Below are 16,081 nucleotides of genomic sequence, written 5' to 3' on the forward strand. Positions count from 1 at the left end.
GTATGGATATTTTCGCACAGCAGCTTGTCAACGGGTTGGTGCTGGGCAGTGTGTATGCGCTAGTAGCGTTAGGTTACACACTGGTTTACGGCATTCTGGAACTGATTAATTTTGCCCACGGTGAAACCACTATGATGGGCTCGATGATTGCTCTGGCTGTTATCGGGGCATTGTTTGGGGTAGCGCCAGATTTACCCGGTATTTTAATTGTGTTGGCAGGTTTGCTGGTGGCGATTCCAGCGTGCATGTTGCTGGGGTACTCGATTGAGCGGGTGGCTTACCGCCCGCTGCGTCATGCGCCCCGGCTTGCACCCTTGATTACTGCCATTGGTATGTCGATTGTGTTACAGAATGTGGCGATGCTGATCTGGGGCAAGCAATACATTGCTTTTCCGACGACCTTGTTGCCACAGGGGCGGCATGATGTGTTCGGAGCCTCCATTACCGATGTGCAGATTGCCATTCTGGTATTGACGGTGACGATCATGGCAGGTCTGGTGACGTTGGTAAATCGTACCCGCTTGGGGCGTGCGATGCGTGCCACGGCACAAGCACCGGCAGTTGCTCAATTGATGGGAGTCAATGTCAATCGAGTGATTTCTGCCACGTTTGTTATCGGGGCGGCACTTGCAGCGATTGCAGGTGTGATGGTCAGCGCAAATTACGGACAAGCCCATTATTACATGGGCTTTTTATTGGGTTTGAAAGCCTTTTCTGCTGCTGTATTGGGTGGTATCGGCAACCTCGCGGGCGCTATGCTCGGCGGTTTATTGCTGGGTGTAATCGAAGCTTTGGGCGCAGGTTACATCGGCGATTTGACTGGCGGCTTCCTGGGCAGTAATTATCAGGATATTTTTGCATTTCTGGTGTTGATTCTGGTGTTGACGCTGAAACCGTCTGGCCTGTTGGGGAGTAGAAGCGTTGAACGTGCTTGAAATCTTGAGAGGTAAGGCGTGGCTAACCGCCGGATTGTTGTTAGTGGGCTTAATCCTGCTGCCGTTTTTGGTGGAAGCTAGCCTAGGTAAATCGTGGTTGCGGATCATCGACTTTGCCTTGCTGTACATCATGCTGGCCTTGGGGCTGAACATCGTGGTCGGCTACGCAGGCTTGCTGGATTTAGGTTACGTCGCGTTTTATGCGGTGGGCGCGTATTGCTGGGCATTACTGGCTTCACCGCATTTCGGTTTGAATTTACCGTTCTGGGTGATTTTGCCTGTCGGGGCAGCGGTTGCAGCGCTGTTTGGCGTATTGTTGGGAACACCGACGCTGCGGCTACGCGGCGATTATCTGGCTATTGTCACGCTAGGGTTTGGCGAAATCATCCGTATTTTCATCAATAACCTCAACGCACCGGTTAACATCACCAACGGGCCACAAGGCATTACGTCGATTGAGCCGATTAGCATTGGCGGGTTTTCACTGGGCAAAACTCAAGAGGTGCTGGGTTTAACGCTGTCATCGCCGCACCTGTATTACTACCTGTTCCTGTTGTGCGTGGCGTTGGTGGTGTTTGTGTGTATGCGGCTGGAAAATTCGCGTATCGGGCGGGCATGGGTAGCGATCCGTGAGGATGAAATGGCTGCGGCGGCAGCGGGCATCAATACCCGTAATATCAAGCTGTTGGCATTTGCGATGGGTGCAACGTTTGGTGGTTTGAGCGGCGGGCTGTTCGCCAGTTTTCAAGGCTTTGTTAGCCCGGAAAGCTTCAATTTGATGGAATCCATCATGATCCTCAGCATGATCGTGCTGGGTGGCATGGGCAATATTGTGGGCGTCATTGTGGGCGCAATTCTGGTGACGGTTATCCCCGAAGCCTTGCGCTACACCGGTGACTTACAGCAAGCCGTATTTGGCAAAGTGTTTGTTGATCCGGCAGATTTACGCATGTTGTTGTTCGGGATGGCGCTGGTGTTAATGATGTTGTTGCGTCCTTCCGGTTTGCTGCCTTCCAAACAGCGGCGGCAAGAGCTGGCGGAGGATGCTGCATGAGTGACTTACTGCAAGTGACTACCGTATCCAAGCATTTTGGCGGTATCAAAGCGCTCACCGACGTCAGTTTCACGGTGCGTAAGGGTGAAATCTTCGGCGTAATTGGTCCCAATGGCGCGGGCAAAACTACGCTTTTCAATGCATTGACCGGGCTTTACCAGCCGGATACCGGTGCGATTGACCTGGCGGGCGTGTCGCTGTATCGGCGCAAACCGCATGAGATTCTCAAGGCCGGTTTTGCCCGCACGTTCCAGAATATCCGCCTGTTCCACAATATGACCGCGCAGGAAAACGTGATGGTGGGGCGGCACACGCGCACCACCTCTGGGGTGCTCGCGGCTTTATTGCATACTCAACACAACCGTCGGGAAGAGCGTGATTGCGCGGCCTTTGCCCAGCAATTGCTCGACCGCGTGGGTATTGGGCAGCATACCCACACGCTGGCAAAAAACCTGTCGTATGGCGACCAGCGTCGTCTGGAAATTGCCCGTGCTTTGGCCAGCGAACCCAAATTGCTGGCGCTCGATGAACCTGCCGCAGGCATGAACCCCAACGAGAAAAACGCCCTGCGTGACCTGATGGTGAGCTTGCGTGAGGAAGGTTTGACCCTGATGTTGATCGAACATGATGTGAAACTGGTGATGGGTATTTGTGACCGCTTGGTGGTGCTGGATTACGGCGAAAAAATTGCCGAAGGCACGCCTGACATTGTACGCCACGACCCCAAAGTGATTGCCGCCTATTTGGGTGGGGAGGTCGCTGCATGAGCCTGCTTTCCGTGCAAAACCTGAGCGTCAATTACGACAGTATTCGCGCCGTCAAAGGCATTAGCTTCGAGGTGCAGCAAGGTGAAACCGTGTGCCTGATCGGTGCGAATGGTGCGGGTAAAACTACCACACTCAAGACGTTGAGTGGCTTGTTGCCTGCTTCAGCGGGTGAGATGACGTTTGATGGGCACAAGCTGAACGGTATGCCTGCTTACCAGATTGCCACGCTGAATCTGGCGTTGGTACCTGAAGGACGCGGTATTTTTACCCGGATGACGGTGTTGGAAAACCTGCTGATGGGGGCGTACAACCGCACTGACCGCGCCGCCGTACACCGCGAAATCGACGAAATCTACGCCTTGTTACCGCGCTTGCAAGAACGTCATCAGCAACAGGCGGGGTTACTGTCCGGCGGTGAACAGCAAATGCTGGCACTGGCACGCGCCATGCTTTCCAAACCGAAATTGCTGATGCTCGACGAACCCAGCATGGGGCTTGCGCCGATCATGGTGCAGACCATTTACGGCATTATCCAGACCATTGCCAAACAAGGCATTACCATTTTGTTGGTGGAACAGAACGTGCGCTTGGCTCTCGGTATCAGCCAGCGCGGTTACGTAATGGAACACGGCGAAATTACCTTGAGCGGGGAATCCCGCGCCCTCGCCGATGACCCCGCTGTCCAAGCCGCTTATCTTGGTGAACTGTGAGCAAACTTATGTACACTCCTGCTTTGGAAAACCTACGCATCGTCATGGTGGAAACTTCTCACCCCGGCAATATCGGCTCGGCAGCACGTGCCATGAAAGTCATGGGAATTAAGGATCTGCGTCTGGTCTCGCCACGCAAACCTTTTTCACAGGAAACCTTTGCACTGGCTTCTGGCGCAAACGATATTATTGAGCAAGCAAAAATCGTCCCGACCTTGCAGGATGCCGTGGCGGATTGCCAGATCGTGATTGGGGCAAGTGCGCGTTCCGAACGTACCCTGCAATGGCCGCAGATGGATGCGCGGGAATGCGGCACTTTCGTCGCCGAGCAGTTGCCGCAGCAGCAGAAAATTGCGTTGGTGTTTGGGCGTGAGCGCACTGGCTTGACCAACGAAGAGCTGGATCATTGCAATACGTTGGTGCATATCCCGATGGCGTTTGATTTCCTGTCGCTGAATATTGCGATGGCGATTCAGGTGCTAACTTACGAATGTGCCACGGCCGTCAGAATGGCAACGCCTGTGCCACCAGTAGCAACTGACCCGGATGAGGTGTTGGCGAGTGCGGGGGCGTTAGAAGGGTTCTATACGCATCTGGAACAGTCGATGATTGAGACGCGCTTTCTTGACCCGGAAAACCCGCGCTTGTTGATGCGGCGGATGCGGCGGCTGTTCGGAAGAGCGGGTGTGACGGTGAGCGAGATGAATATTTTGCGGGGGATGTTGGCGGCGTTTGCGGGGCGGAAGTTTCAGAATCGTGGATGAAAGTGTGTTGTGTTAGATTTTGACGATGCAGTAAATATTAACATTTAATAATATACTGGATTTGCGTTAGAATACTGGTATGACAAGACTTTTCATCTCCGCAACCCACAAATCCTCCGGCAAGACCACGGTTTCGATTGGCCTGTGTGCCGCTTTGCGTGCGCAAGGCTCGATCGTGCAGCCGTTCAAGAAAGGCCCTGATTACATCGACCCGTTGTGGCTCGGTGCTGCTAGCGGTCGCGCTTGCCACAATCTCGATTTCAACACGATGACGCCGGATGAAATCATCCAGACTGTGCAGCGTTATTCCCTGAATACCGACATTGCTCTGATCGAAGCCAACAAGGGTTTGTACGATGGCATGGCGTTGGATGGTTCCGACAGCAATGCCGCCATCGCCAAACTGACCCGTTCCCCGGTGGTGCTGGTGGTGGATACACGCGGCATGACGCGCGGTATTGCCCCGCTGCTGCTCGGCTATCAAGCATTTGACCACGACATCAATATTGCTGGAATCATCTTCAATCGCGTCGGTGGCGCACGCCACGCAGCCAAGTTGCGCGAATCGGTGGAATACCATACCGACATCAACGTGTTAGGCGCGGTGCAAAACAACCCGGAGATGGAAATCGAAGAGCGCCATCTGGGGTTGATGCCCAGCAACGAGAGCGGTGAGGCGGAGGCGCAAATCGCGCGGATTCGCGATCTGGTGGCAGAGCAGGTGGATTTGGGTTTATTGCGTGGGATTGCGGCAACGGCGGAAGAGGGCGTATGCAATACGCCCCTACGATCAGAGGGTAGGGGCGTATTGCATACGCCCTCTTCACATTCCCTCCTTCGTATCGGTATCTGCCAAGACCCCGCCTTCGGCTTCTACTACCCCGGCGACCTCGAAGCTTTGCAACAAGCTGGCGCGGAACTCGTCCCCGTCAATACCCTGACCGATACGGCATTGCCCGACATCGACGGCCTGTTCATCGGCGGCGGTTTCCCCGAAACCCACATGCAGCAACTGGCGGCGAATGTTGCCATGCGCGAATCCATCCGCACCGCCATCGACAACGGCCTGCCAACGTATGCAGAATGTGGCGGGCTGATGTACCTTTCCCGCAGCCTTGTCTGGAACGGGCAGCAGGCGGCAATGGTGGGCATTATTCCCGGCGATGCAGTGATGCACCCCAAACCGCAGGGCAGGGGTTATGTGAAATTGCAGGAAACCGCTGATATGCCCTGGCCAGGTGGTAATATGACCCACACCATCAATGCCCACGAGTTTCATTATTCGCGGCTTGAAAATTTGACCGCGACGGGTAAATTCGCCTACCGTATGCAACGCGGAACCGGCATCGACGGTCAACACGATGGCTGGATTTACCGCCATTTATTGGCTTCTTACACGCACATGCGCGACACTTCCCAATTTCACTGGGCGCAGCGTTTTGTAGCATTTATTCGACAAACCACTAGGAAAACAACTGCATGATCACAGTCACCCCTGCTGCTGCTACTCAAGTTCTTACTGCTTCGGTACAAGGTAATGCCATTGGCCTGCCGTTACGCATTGCTGTCCAGAAAAAGCCGGATGGCGGTTTCCATTACCTGATGGGTTTCGATGACCAAGCGCAGGCTGGCGACCAAACCATCGCATCCGAAGGTGTCAGTCTGGTGGTTGCAGCAGAATCCCAGCCTTTGGTTGATGGCATGACGCTGGATTATGTTGAAATCGATGGCAAATTAGAGTTCGTATTCATCAACCCTAACGACCCTAACTATCGCCCACCGCAGGTATAAGCCCATGCAAGAAACCGTCGTCAAGTTACCGATTCCCACCACGCTGAAGCAGCAAGCGGAGGTTGATGACGAGCTTGCGTCGGCTTCTCGCAACACTTACTGGGCGAGTCAAGAAGGCCGCCCGGTGATTGATCTGCCGTGGCAAGCACAAATCAGTTTGCTGATTCTGTTTTTTGTGTTCACGGTGATTGGAGCGGTGTATTTCTGGACAACCAGCAGTAGCAGTCAGGATAGTTGGGTTGCGCCCGTGATGACCGGGTTATGGGGCATATCAGGTGTGGGTGTGTTGCTGCTGTTGTACTGGCTCTGGCGGGAATTTTCGCGATTTGGTACAGAGTTGTCACGCTGGGCGATTCGCTTACGCAAAGGCGATCTCAGTGCACGGATGCACATTTCAGGCAAAAGCTGCCCCTCCCGCAAGATACGCGAGCAAATCAACGCCATTACCGAGGATTACCACGCCCTGTCGCGGATGCAGCAAAAGCGCATGAGCCGTCAGGAAAAACACCTTGCCCAGAAAAAACGCCATCTGAGCGTATTGTACGAAGTGGCCAGTTGCGTCAACCGTTCCGATAGTTTGGAAAATTTATTCAAGCGTTTTTTAGACACGCTCAAGGATGTGATCAAGGCGGAAGCCGCGACGGTGCGTTTGCTGGATCGTGAAGGCAAGCTGCGGCTGGTTTCCAGTATCGGCCTGAATGCCGAAGCGGTGAAACTGGAGGAAACCTTGCCCTCCCCAAGCTGCTTGTGTGGACACGCGGCGCTTGACCGCGACATCAAGGTACGTAGCGATGTGGCAGAGTGTAACCTGATCATCGGCCAGCCCTTGTGTGCCGGGTCGCAAGATCTGGAGATGCTGGCGATTCCGTTGCAATACCGTGACAAGGTGCTGGGCGTTTACAACCTGTTCATTCGTAAAGGGCGTTACGACAAGCTGGAAGATGATGAACTGTTGCTGAGTATCGGGCAACACTTGGGCATGGCTATCGAGAAGTCTAATAGTGACGAGGACATGCGTACCCTGTCGATTATGGAAGAACGTACCCGCATGGCGCACGAACTGCACGACTCCCTCGCGCAAACACTTGCCAGCTTGCGCTTCAAGGTGCGTTTGCTGGATGACTCCTTTAACCGGGGGCATGAAGCTGATATGTGGCACGAGTTGGAGGTGCTGGAAAATACCATCGACGAAGCCTACGCCGAGCTACGCAGCCTGATTACCGATTTCCGTGCACCGATTGATGGCAAAGGCATCCTGCGGGCGGTCGAGCGCCTGACCGAACGTTTCCGCCAAGAGACGGGGATGGAAGTGTTTTTCTACCATAACTGGGCGTTGAAAGACTTGTCCCGCGAGGCGGAAGTGGAAGTGATCCGCATTGTGCAGGAGGCGCTCACCAATATCCGCAAGCACAGCCAGGCTTCCACCGTGCGTTTGTTATTGTTCAGTAATGAAGAGGGACGTTGCAGCATTCTGGTGGAAGATGATGGCGTTGGTCTGCCTGATCCGCTGCCTGAGCCAAACCCGACGACGGGTGAACACATTGGTTTACGCATTATGCAGGAACGTTCCGAGAAGATTGGCGGCGAGATACAGTTTGAAAGTGAACCGGGTGAGGGTACACTGATACAATTGAATTTCGACGCACCACCGACCAAGAAGCTGTCTGACCTCTTTGGAGCTCAGCCAGTTGCCTGATGATCACCCTATAATAAGCGACCCCACATGAACGAAAAAGTATTGCTGATTGACGACCACACCCTGTTCCGTGCAGGTCTGGAAGATTTGCTCACCCGGCGGGGTATCCGCGTGGTGGCTGCTGTCGGCAGTGGCGATGAGGGGCTGATCGCTGCCGCTAACCTTGCCCCCGACATCGTATTGCTGGATATGCGGATGCCGCAAATGGACGGCCTCAGTGTCTTGCGCCAGTTGCGTAAAAACAGCCCCGATCTGCGCGTTGTGATGCTGACGACCAGCAGCAATGAAAACGATTTGGTGGAAGCCTTACGCAGTGGTGCGCGGGGTTATTTGCTCAAGGACATTGAGCCGGATGATTTAGTGGTGGCCTTGCGCGAAATCGTTGCGGGCAAGACGGTGGTTGCGCCAGAACTTGCGCCGGTCTTGGCGAGGGTAGTGCAGGGTGGTGATGCACGTTCCAACGAAAACAAGATTCCCAACCCGTTTTCAGAGTTGACCCCGCGTGAATACGAGATCCTCACCCTGTTGGCGGAAGGCCAAAGTAATAAGGTGATTGCGCGTAACCTCGGCATTTCCGACGGCACGGTCAAGCTGCATGTGAAAGCCATTTTACGCAAACTGAACGTCAGTTCGCGAATTACAGCAGCGGTTATGGCAGTGGAACACGGTATCCGTGTAGAAGCGGCCAACGCCGATCACTGATTTAGTCTTGCCATTTGATAGATGATTAGCATGTCTCAGAAAACATTTGCAGCGCTGGTCGCTGATGCCTTGCCCCATATCCGTGAATTGATGCCTTGGGATGTGGATGAAATGCGTGCCACCCACCCGGAAATGCTGGTCGTCGATATCCGTGAAGCGGATGAGTATAACGCCGGGCATATTCAGGATTCCTTGCATGTACCGCGAGGAATCTTGGAGGCATCGTGTGATTGGGGGTATTCCGACACTATTCCGGCCTTGGTACAAGCGCGTGCCAAGCCAGTGGTATTGGTGTGTCGTTCTGGGAACCGCACCGCTTTGGCTGCCTTGACGCTGAGCCTGATGGGATATCAGCAAGTTTATTCGATGAAAACCGGTGTACGTGGTTGGAATGACTACGAATTACCGTTGTTTAATGCCAGCGGTGCACCAGTGGATATTGACTTGGCAGAAGAGGAGTTGAGTCCACCAGTACGGCCGGAGCAACTTGAATCTTAAGCCTATTGTCGTTGCAGCCTTTCATGGTGTATGTATTTTGCAACGTTTCTAGAAAACTAACGGTTTTTTTGTATCTTTACTGCTACACTCGTAAAAATTTGTGTATAAATAGCCCTATTTAAACAGTAAAGTCAGGAGAACTAGCATGAAACAACATACCTACAAGGCACTATTGAGTACGGTGGTATTATCAATGGGTGTATTTTTATCGGGTTGTTCCAATATTTCTGATAGCCTATCTGATTCTGTTTCTGGGCTGAATCCATTTCAGCAAACCACAGAAAGCCCCGCTAATGTGACTACACCTACGCCTACGCCAAGCCATAAAGAAGCGCCGGACTCATCATCCGCAGCGGGTCTTTGGGTTCAATCCAAACCAGCTGCTCCACCCAAGCAGCCGGAGGGAGTGGATGTGAATGTGGGGAATAACAAACAGTGCACTACTTTCTGTGCATTACCATTACGTAAACCACCTGCTGCGGCTAAATAATTGAAATGGCTTGGACTCTACGAACTGCACGATAGCATCGAACATCCTGCTTTATGCCGTGCCCATTCCGGGCGTTTTTCGGCAAAAATTGCTTTTGCAGGCTGCTCATCATAAGGGCGGCGTAACACTTCCAACAATTCCTGCAACATGCCGTTATCGCCATTGGCGGCTTGGTCTATCGCTTGCTGGGCGAGGTAATTACGCAGCACAAAACGTGGATTAACCGCATTCATGCGGGCGCGGCGCTCGGCTGCTGGCAGCTCATCCTGTTGTAAACGCTGGCAATATTGCACCAACCAGCTTTCCCATGCCTGTTGGTGTTCTTGTCGCCAGTCATCACGGTAAAACGCGGGGTGCAGTGGTTCCAGCGTGGGGTTTTGCAGGTCAATATCGGCGAGGTGGCGGAAGAATAGCGTCATGTCCACTTCTGCCTTGTGTAGCAATTCAAACGCACCGTTGATCCACGGCGCATCCTCATCCGACAACTCGCGGATGCCGAATTTGGCGGCGAGCATTTCCCCGAAGGTTGCGCTGTAAGTGTCGGCGTAAAGCTGTGAACCCGCTTCCAACACGCTGGCATCGCTGATCACTGGCTTCAGGGCATCGCGCAGGCGGGCAAGGTTCCAATGACCAATGTAGGGTTGTTGCCCGTAGCAGTAGCGTTTGCCTTGGGCATCGGTGGTGTTGGGTGTCCACATCGGGTCGTAATCTTCCAGCCAGCCGTAAGGGCCATAGTCGATAGTCAGGCCGAGGATCGACATATTGTCAGTGTTCATCACACCATGCACGAAGCCGACCCGCATCCAGTGCGCAATCATCACCGCTGTTCGACGGCAGATTTCGAGGAACCATTGCCCGCGTTTGGCTTGGGTATCGCCTTGCAGTTCGGGGTAGTCACGGTCGATGGTGAAATCCACCAGTTGTTCCAGCAAGCCGATGTCACCGCGTGAAGCAGGTAGTTCAAAGTTGCCGAAACGGATGAACGACGGGGCAACACGGCAGACGATAGCGCCCGGTTCGATGGCTGCATTGCCGTCGTAGAACATGTCACGCAGCACGCCATCGCCGGTTGCCACCAGACTCAAGGCGCGGGTGGTGGGAATGCCGAGGTGGTGCATGGCTTCGCTGCACAGGAACTCACGTACCGAGGAACGCAGCACGGCACGCCCATCAGCGCGGCGCGAATAGGGCGTGGGGCCTGCGCCTTTGAGTTGCAGTTCCCAGCGTTCGCCGTTGGCATTGACAGTTTCGCCGAGGCTCATGGCACGCCCATCACCCAATTGGCCTGCCCAGCCGCCGAACTGGTGTCCGCCGTAGCAGGCTGCGTAGGGTTGCATCCCCTCCAGCAGTTGGTTGCCACCGAAAATTTGCGCAAAATCAGGGTGCTTAATGTCGGCCTCTGTCCAGCCTAGCAGGGTGGCGACTTCCGGTGAATGTATCAGCAGGTGCGGGTCGGCGACTGGCGTAGGTTGCACCTCTGACCAAAGCGCATTGTGGACTTGGCGCGGGAGTTTGAAGCCGTCGGTATCACCGGGCAGTTCACGCACGAAACGGTTGTCGAAGTTCAAGGGATGCATGGAAAATCCTGTTGGTGTCAGGCTTCCAAGCAGAACAGATGGAAGCGGACGTGTCGAGAAGCCGTAATGGGCGGGGTGGATTGTGTTTGCGCCATAAAAAAGGGAGCACTGCTGTGCTCCCTTAACGCCATCATTGGCAATGTTATTGTCGGCGAGGAGGATACTTATTATTTCAGTTCGTCAGCCGCCAGTGGTTTGAGTTCAGCCGCTGCACTGGCGACGGTTTTACGCATGTCTTCCGGCATGGGGATTAGACCTTTGTCTGCCAGATAGCCATCATCGCCCCAAGCTGCATCGCTGGTGAATTCAGCGAGGAATTCTTTGATATTTTTTACTTGTTCAGCATGTGAGTTTTTCACGTACATGAACAAGGGGCGGGAAACCGGGTAGCTGCCATCAGAAATGCTGTCGAAGGTAGGCGCTACGCTGTCGACTTTTGAACCTTTCACTTTGTCTTCGTTCTGTTCGAGGAAGCTGTAGCCGAAGATGCCCAGTGCATTCGGGTTAGCAGACAGTTTTTGCACGATCAGGTTGTCGTTTTCGCCTGCTTCGATGTAAGCGCCATCTTCACGAATCGTGGTACAAGCTGCTTTATGGTCTTTTTCCTTGGCTTTGGCTTCATCTTCCTTGCCAGCTTCTTTCAGCTTTTTGGACTCATCCTTGATGGCGTCCAGAGGTGCAATGCCTTTACAGCCGCCTTCCATGACCATTTCGGAGAAAGCGTCGCGTGTGCCGGAGGTGGGGGGCGGACCCAGTACTTCGATTTTCGTATCTGGCAGGGCAGCGTTGACTTCTTTCCAGGTTTTGTAAGGGTTGGCAACCATTTCGCCTTTGTCGTTTGGAACATTTTTCGCCAAAGCCATGAACATGTCTTTCATGCTCAGGTCGTAATCTGCTGCGCTTTTCGCGTTTGCAATGGCGATGCCATCGAAGCCGACTTGTACTTCAGTGACTTTATCAACGCCATTTTTGATGCAATCATCCAGTTCGCTTTGTTTCATGCGGCGTGAAGCGTTGGTGATGTCGGGGGTATCGATGCCCGCGCCAGAACAGAACAGTTTGAAGCCGCCGCCAGTGCCAGTTGATTCAACTTTAGGCGCAGCACTGCCGGTTTTCTTGGCAAATGTTTCAGCAACACTTGTTGAAAAAGGGTAAACAGTGGAAGAACCCACGATTTCGATGTTGTCACGGGCTTGTGCAGCGGTAGCAGACAGTGCCAGAGCAGCAGCAATCGTAAGAGCAAGTTTCTTCATTTGAAAGTCTCCAAAGTTTAAGTCAATATTGGGTCAATCCGTAGAAAGACTGAACTGCTGCGTACTCTAAGCGTTTAATATGACAGCTTTGTGACAAGCTTAAAAAAAGGAAAATTAGGATGAAGCTATTGCGGCGGTCAGTGCGCCTGACCCGGTTGGTATTGCATGTTTTGAAGGGGCTGGTGCTCACCCTGTTGGTGGCAGGCGTTTGGCGGATGTCGGCGGATGCGCCATTCTATCAGCGCATGGTGAGTGGGTGGTTGCGGAAAACCGGGCAAATCTTGGGCGTGCGGGTGAGGGTCATCGGCGAACCTGTTGGGCAGATGGCACTCATGGTGTCCAATCACATTTCATGGCTGGATATTGCGCTGTTGGGTGGCGCGGCTAACGTGCGTTTCCTGTCCAAGCAGGAAGTGCGCCATTGGCCAATCATTGGTTGGTTGGCGGAAAAGTCGGGTACTTTATTTATTACGCGCGGTAAAGCGGGCGCGGCGGCGGCGGCATCAGCCACCATTTTGCAAGCCTTGCAGGCGGGGCGGGTCGTGTTATTGTTCCCGGAAGGCACGACGACGACAGGTAATGATGTACGCACGTTCCATGCACGCTTACTCGCGCCAGCCTTTGAGGCGAATGTGCCGGTGCAGCCGGTGGCGTTGCGGTATCCCGGCGCTGATGGTTTGACGCACCCGCTGGTTCCGTATGTTGAGCAGCAATCGCTGTGGGATAACCTGAAAAGTTTGCTGGATGAAGCAGAAATTCAGGCCGAAATCCACTTCTTGCCATTGCTGCAAACGACTGGGGTCGACCGTAAAACCTTGGCGGCAGCGTGTGAGCAACACGTCCGGGCGTTGGTAAAACGGCCTGCGTGACTGGATTTTTGTGCGTTGCAACCGTAAGCTCTGGAAATTGTTTTGACAGGAGCGCGACATGGCACAGTGGGTACGTTTTACAGCCGAGGGTGAAACCCGTTTTGGTACATTGGCACACGGCATCATTACCGAATATACCGGGGATATGTTTGCTGGCAGTACCCTGAGTGGGCGCGAATTTGCGCTGGCGGCGGTCAAGCTGTTGCGCCCGTGTGAGCCTTCCAAGCTGATTGGCTTGTGGAACAATTTTCAGGAAAGGGCGGTGGTGGAAAATCTGCATAAACCCGATCACCCGCTGTATTTTCTCAAGGCCGCCAACAGTTTTGCCGCTGATGGCGAGCTGATTCCACGCCCGGCAGGTTACAGTGGCATGGTGGTTTTCGAGGGTGAACTGGGGATTGTGATCGGCAAGCGTTGCAAAGGCATTGCGCTGGAACAGGCTCCCGAATATATTTTCGGTTATACCTGCGTGAACGATGTGACCGCGCGTGAGTTGCTGAAACTTGACCCAGCCTTTGTACATTGGACGCGTGCCAAGAGTTTTGATCAGTTTGGAGTGTTTGGCCCTAGTATCGCTACCGGGCTTGATCCGGCAACGCTACGCGTGCGGGTGGAATTGAATGGTGTGGAAAAACAGAACTATCCGGTTGCCGATATGTTCTTTTCCCCCTATGAGATCGTTAGCCGCATTTCACATGACATGACGCTGGAAGCGGGCGATGTGATTGCTTGTGGTACATCCGTTGGCGTGTGTGGCATGGCTGATGGTGATACCGTGGTGGTCAGCATCGCCGGAGTAGGTGAGCTGACCAACCGTTTCGGGTAGGCGTTTAGGCCATTATTTGCGGTTTAGGCGATCCGTCAGCGCATACAGTACGCCGGAAATGACGAAGGTTATGTGGATGCCGACCATCCAAGCCATGTCCTCATTCGAGGGGGCGTGGATTGAGCCTAATGCCATAAAGTTTTTGAGCAGGTCAACACCGGAAATAGCAACGATAGAGCCGATAAGCTTCAATTTCAGGTCACTGAAGCCGATATGCCCCATCCAGTCGGGGCGGTCTGCATGTTCGTGCAGGTCATCCATTTTGGAGACGAAGTTTTCGTAGCCGCTGAAAATGATAATGATCAATAAGTTCATGATCAGTGAAATGTCGACGAGAGACAGTACGCCGATGATAATGTCGTCATCACTGGCGGTCATTATGGTAGTGGTTAATACCCATAACACTTTCCCCGACTTCACCAGCAATACACCCAAGGCTACGACCAAAGCTAAATACACAGGCGCGAGCAACCAGCGACTGGTAAACAGGAAATGTTCAAAGAGATGTTCTATTTTTTTCGCGGCGCTTTTCATGATATCCCGGTTTATTGTGTTGGTAAAAAAAGGCTGTAATCATAGGTTGAGTTGTGTACTTCGGCAATAACCCATAGCGGCCTGTCACGAAATGCGGGATGATACGCGGCTTACCCCTGATTTACTGACCTGCGATGACTATGGATTTCGATCATTCTGAACTGTTGACCATTAAAGATTATATCCGCTGGGGCGCAAGCCGCTTTGCTGATGCCGAATTGAGCTTTTCACACGGGATGTCTTCCCCGTTTGATGAGGCGGCTTATCTAGTGTTGCATACCCTGTATTTGCCGGTGGATACCCCCGATCTGTATTTTGATAGCCGTTTGACCCGTAGCGAACGCGATGCGGTGGCTGAGATTATTCAGCAGCGGGTGGAAACCCGCAAGCCAGCGGCGTACATCACCCATGAAGGCTGGTTCCTTGGCTTACCTTTCTATGTGGATGAAAACGTGCTGATCCCGCGTTCGCCGATTGCGGAATACATCGAAAAGCAATTCGCGCCGTGGATTGAGCCGCATCAAGTGCATCATATTCTGGATTTGTGTACCGGTAGTGGCTGTATCGGCATTGCTTGTGCCTACGCTTTCCCCCATGCACGGGTTGATTTGGGTGATATTTCGGCGGAAGCGTTGGAAGTGGCGCGGATCAATATCGAGCGCCACAACCTTGCTGGTCAGGTAGAAGCGCTTGAGTCTGATTTGTTCGACCATCTGCAAGGTCGCCAGTACGACATTATCGTCAGCAACCCGCCGTATGTGGATGCGCAGGACATGGCGGCTTTGACCCCAGAATTCTTGCATGAACCCGCCGCTTTGGCGCTAGCATCAGGGGATGATGGGCTGGATCATACTCGCCGCATCCTGCGTGATGCCGCCAAGCATTTGACGGATCACGGCATTTTGGTGGTGGAAGTGGGCAATAGCCAATACGCACTGCAAGCCGCTTACCCGGATGTGCTGTTCCATTGGCTGGAATTCGAGCGCGGCGGTGATGGCGTCTTCCTGCTCACCGCCGATCAGGTGCGTGAATTGGCGAACTAAGGTTTCAAGCGGTAGGTGTAGTAAGACGCATCACCGCTCGTGCCTGCATAAGGGTATGGGTAGGTGGTGGTGTTGCCTGTATTACTGACGTTGTTGCTGCTGTAACAATTGATCCTTTGCGCATCGGGCAGGTTATTCAGTGGCGTGAAGCCTTGTGATAAGGCAGCGTTCATTGAATTGCTGGTCACGGTGAAAATATTGATCTTGCCGTCCGCACCACCACAGAAGGCCGGGTACATGCGCCCGTCCATCCCGCAACTGCTGCTGGTGACGACTGCACCACCGGCTTGCAATTGACGCTGCATTTCTTCTAGCGGTACACCACCGTTTTCACATTGGCGTGAGCCTTGGTATTTGTAGATGTCCACGTAGGTAATCGGCATGGGTGTTGCGGCGGGATACGTTGGTGTTGCCACGCCCCACGGACTCCACGGGTTGACGTAAGCACCTGTCGGAACACAGGCGCTGAGGAACAAGCTGCTGGTAAGCAAGGCAATACCGCCAAAGCGAATAGGGGACATACTAAACTCCTTTAAGAGCATGATTGGATACCTGAATTGGACTGGCAAGTG

The 16,081-nt window shown here is 53.5% G+C and carries 18 protein-coding genes; 14 read left to right on the top strand and 4 right to left on the bottom strand.

Translation table 11 applies throughout. The features are described from left to right. Positions 1-2 precede the first annotated feature (2 nt). The 11 genes from Q394_RS0102915 (at position 3) to Q394_RS0102965 (ending at position 9,407) form a co-directional block, all read left to right on the top strand. Positions 3-935: a branched-chain amino acid ABC transporter permease gene (locus Q394_RS0102915; RefSeq protein ID WP_028487960.1), complete on the top strand. Its 933-nt coding sequence runs from the start codon at positions 3-5 to the stop codon at positions 933-935. After that, positions 928-1,989, top strand: coding sequence for an ABC transporter permease subunit (locus Q394_RS0102920; RefSeq protein ID WP_245606727.1), 1,062 nt, complete (start codon positions 928-930; stop codon positions 1,987-1,989). The genes Q394_RS0102915 and Q394_RS0102920 overlap by 8 nt, the downstream gene beginning before the upstream one ends. Further along, positions 1,986-2,756 carry an ABC transporter ATP-binding protein gene (locus Q394_RS0102925; RefSeq protein WP_028487962.1) on the top strand — a complete coding sequence of 257 codons (771 nt, stop codon included), beginning with the start codon at positions 1,986-1,988 and terminating at the stop codon, positions 2,754-2,756. Before Q394_RS0102920 ends, Q394_RS0102925 begins: the two co-directional genes overlap by 4 nt. Next, entirely contained in the window at positions 2,753-3,466 is a 714-nt protein-coding gene (locus Q394_RS0102930) for an ABC transporter ATP-binding protein (protein ID WP_038140325.1), read from the top strand. Before Q394_RS0102925 ends, Q394_RS0102930 begins: the two co-directional genes overlap by 4 nt. A gap of 8 nt (positions 3,467-3,474) precedes the next feature. Continuing rightward, entirely contained in the window at positions 3,475-4,230 is a 756-nt protein-coding gene (locus tag Q394_RS0102935) for an RNA methyltransferase (protein ID WP_028487964.1), read from the top strand. 79 nt (positions 4,231-4,309) lie between these two features. Next, the gene (locus Q394_RS0102940) at positions 4,310-5,713 is read left to right on the top strand and encodes a cobyrinic acid a,c-diamide synthase CobB (protein WP_028487965.1); all 1,404 of its coding nucleotides are present in this window, start codon (positions 4,310-4,312) and stop codon (positions 5,711-5,713) included. Next, the gene (locus Q394_RS0102945; protein ID WP_028487966.1) at positions 5,710-6,021 is read left to right on the top strand and encodes a HesB/IscA family protein; all 312 of its coding nucleotides are present in this window, start codon (positions 5,710-5,712) and stop codon (positions 6,019-6,021) included. Before Q394_RS0102940 ends, Q394_RS0102945 begins: the two co-directional genes overlap by 4 nt. A 4-nt stretch (positions 6,022-6,025) precedes the next feature. Beyond that, positions 6,026-7,717 carry an ATP-binding protein gene (locus Q394_RS0102950; RefSeq protein WP_028487967.1) on the top strand — a complete coding sequence of 564 codons (1,692 nt, stop codon included), beginning with the start codon at positions 6,026-6,028 and terminating at the stop codon, positions 7,715-7,717. Positions 7,718-7,744: 27 nt separating this feature from the next. Next, positions 7,745-8,419, top strand: coding sequence for a response regulator (locus Q394_RS0102955; RefSeq protein ID WP_028487968.1), 675 nt, complete (start codon positions 7,745-7,747; stop codon positions 8,417-8,419). A gap of 30 nt (positions 8,420-8,449) precedes the next feature. After that, positions 8,450-8,917 (top strand): rhodanese-like domain-containing protein, encoded by a 468-nt coding sequence (locus Q394_RS0102960; RefSeq protein ID WP_028487969.1) that lies wholly within the window; start codon positions 8,450-8,452, stop codon positions 8,915-8,917. A gap of 145 nt (positions 8,918-9,062) precedes the next feature. Then, positions 9,063-9,407 (top strand): hypothetical protein, encoded by a 345-nt coding sequence (locus Q394_RS0102965; RefSeq protein ID WP_028487970.1) that lies wholly within the window; start codon positions 9,063-9,065, stop codon positions 9,405-9,407. Positions 9,408-9,424: 17 nt separating this feature from the next. On the opposite strand, the gene Q394_RS0102970 is transcribed toward Q394_RS0102965, so the two are convergent. Together Q394_RS0102970 and Q394_RS0102975 are read right to left on the bottom strand one after the other, a co-directional pair. Next, complete coding sequence (locus Q394_RS0102970; protein ID WP_028487971.1) at positions 9,425-10,984, bottom strand: protein adenylyltransferase SelO; 1,560 nt, start codon at positions 10,982-10,984, stop codon at positions 9,425-9,427. A gap of 167 nt (positions 10,985-11,151) precedes the next feature. Beyond that, a complete protein-coding gene (locus tag Q394_RS0102975; RefSeq protein WP_028487972.1) occupies positions 11,152-12,237 on the bottom strand; it encodes a substrate-binding domain-containing protein in 1,086 nt (361 codons plus the stop codon). Positions 12,238-12,356: 119 nt separating this feature from the next. Here Q394_RS0102975 and Q394_RS0102980 point away from each other — a divergent pair, with 119 nt between their 5' ends. Next, positions 12,357-13,106 (top strand): lysophospholipid acyltransferase family protein, encoded by a 750-nt coding sequence (locus tag Q394_RS0102980; RefSeq protein WP_028487973.1) that lies wholly within the window; start codon positions 12,357-12,359, stop codon positions 13,104-13,106. A 58-nt stretch (positions 13,107-13,164) separates the two neighbouring features. Continuing rightward, the gene (locus Q394_RS0102985) at positions 13,165-13,932 is read left to right on the top strand and encodes a fumarylacetoacetate hydrolase family protein (protein ID WP_028487974.1); all 768 of its coding nucleotides are present in this window, start codon (positions 13,165-13,167) and stop codon (positions 13,930-13,932) included. A gap of 12 nt (positions 13,933-13,944) precedes the next feature. Here Q394_RS0102985 and Q394_RS0102990 read toward each other — a convergent pair whose 3' ends face one another. Then, positions 13,945-14,466 (bottom strand): TIGR00645 family protein, encoded by a 522-nt coding sequence (locus tag Q394_RS0102990; RefSeq protein ID WP_028487975.1) that lies wholly within the window; start codon positions 14,464-14,466, stop codon positions 13,945-13,947. Positions 14,467-14,606: 140 nt separating this feature from the next. On the opposite strand from Q394_RS0102990, the gene prmB reads away from it, so the two are divergent. Beyond that, positions 14,607-15,509, top strand: coding sequence for a 50S ribosomal protein L3 N(5)-glutamine methyltransferase (gene prmB / locus Q394_RS0102995; protein WP_028487976.1), 903 nt, complete (start codon positions 14,607-14,609; stop codon positions 15,507-15,509). On the opposite strand, the gene Q394_RS21245 is transcribed toward prmB, so the two are convergent. Beyond that, positions 15,506-16,030, bottom strand: coding sequence for an HU family DNA-binding protein (locus Q394_RS21245; protein WP_051542668.1), 525 nt, complete (start codon positions 16,028-16,030; stop codon positions 15,506-15,508). The two genes, prmB and Q394_RS21245, sit on opposite strands and share 4 nt — an antisense overlap. Between the last annotated feature and the right edge of the window lie 51 nt (positions 16,031-16,081).

The sequence above is a fragment of the Thiothrix lacustris DSM 21227 genome (genome assembly GCF_000621325.1).
Classification (GTDB): Bacteria; Pseudomonadota; Gammaproteobacteria; order Thiotrichales; family Thiotrichaceae; genus Thiothrix; species Thiothrix lacustris.

Excerpts from the sequence above, each read along its gene's own strand:
- Q394_RS0102915 (WP_028487960.1), top strand. The coding sequence starts at position 3 with ATGGATATTTTCGCACAGCAGCTTGTCAACGGGTTGGTGCTGGGCAGT.
- Q394_RS0102925 (WP_028487962.1), top strand. The coding sequence starts at position 1,986 with ATGAGTGACTTACTGCAAGTGACTACCGTATCCAAGCATTTTGGCGGT.
- Q394_RS0102930 (WP_038140325.1), top strand. The coding sequence starts at position 2,753 with ATGAGCCTGCTTTCCGTGCAAAACCTGAGCGTCAATTACGACAGTATT.
- Q394_RS0102935 (WP_028487964.1), top strand. The coding sequence starts at position 3,475 with ATGTACACTCCTGCTTTGGAAAACCTACGCATCGTCATGGTGGAAACT.
- Q394_RS0102940 (WP_028487965.1), top strand. The coding sequence starts at position 4,310 with ATGACAAGACTTTTCATCTCCGCAACCCACAAATCCTCCGGCAAGACC.
- Q394_RS0102945 (WP_028487966.1), top strand. The coding sequence starts at position 5,710 with ATGATCACAGTCACCCCTGCTGCTGCTACTCAAGTTCTTACTGCTTCG.
- Q394_RS0102950 (WP_028487967.1), top strand. The coding sequence starts at position 6,026 with ATGCAAGAAACCGTCGTCAAGTTACCGATTCCCACCACGCTGAAGCAG.
- Q394_RS0102955 (WP_028487968.1), top strand. The coding sequence starts at position 7,745 with ATGAACGAAAAAGTATTGCTGATTGACGACCACACCCTGTTCCGTGCA.
- Q394_RS0102960 (WP_028487969.1), top strand. The coding sequence starts at position 8,450 with ATGTCTCAGAAAACATTTGCAGCGCTGGTCGCTGATGCCTTGCCCCAT.
- Q394_RS0102965 (WP_028487970.1), top strand. The coding sequence starts at position 9,063 with ATGAAACAACATACCTACAAGGCACTATTGAGTACGGTGGTATTATCA.
- Q394_RS0102970 (WP_028487971.1), bottom strand. The coding sequence starts at position 10,984 with ATGCATCCCTTGAACTTCGACAACCGTTTCGTGCGTGAACTGCCCGGT.
- Q394_RS0102975 (WP_028487972.1), bottom strand. The coding sequence starts at position 12,237 with ATGAAGAAACTTGCTCTTACGATTGCTGCTGCTCTGGCACTGTCTGCT.
- Q394_RS0102980 (WP_028487973.1), top strand. The coding sequence starts at position 12,357 with ATGAAGCTATTGCGGCGGTCAGTGCGCCTGACCCGGTTGGTATTGCAT.
- Q394_RS0102985 (WP_028487974.1), top strand. The coding sequence starts at position 13,165 with ATGGCACAGTGGGTACGTTTTACAGCCGAGGGTGAAACCCGTTTTGGT.
- Q394_RS0102990 (WP_028487975.1), bottom strand. The coding sequence starts at position 14,466 with ATGAAAAGCGCCGCGAAAAAAATAGAACATCTCTTTGAACATTTCCTG.
- prmB (WP_028487976.1), top strand. The coding sequence starts at position 14,607 with ATGGATTTCGATCATTCTGAACTGTTGACCATTAAAGATTATATCCGC.
- Q394_RS21245 (WP_051542668.1), bottom strand. The coding sequence starts at position 16,030 with ATGTCCCCTATTCGCTTTGGCGGTATTGCCTTGCTTACCAGCAGCTTG.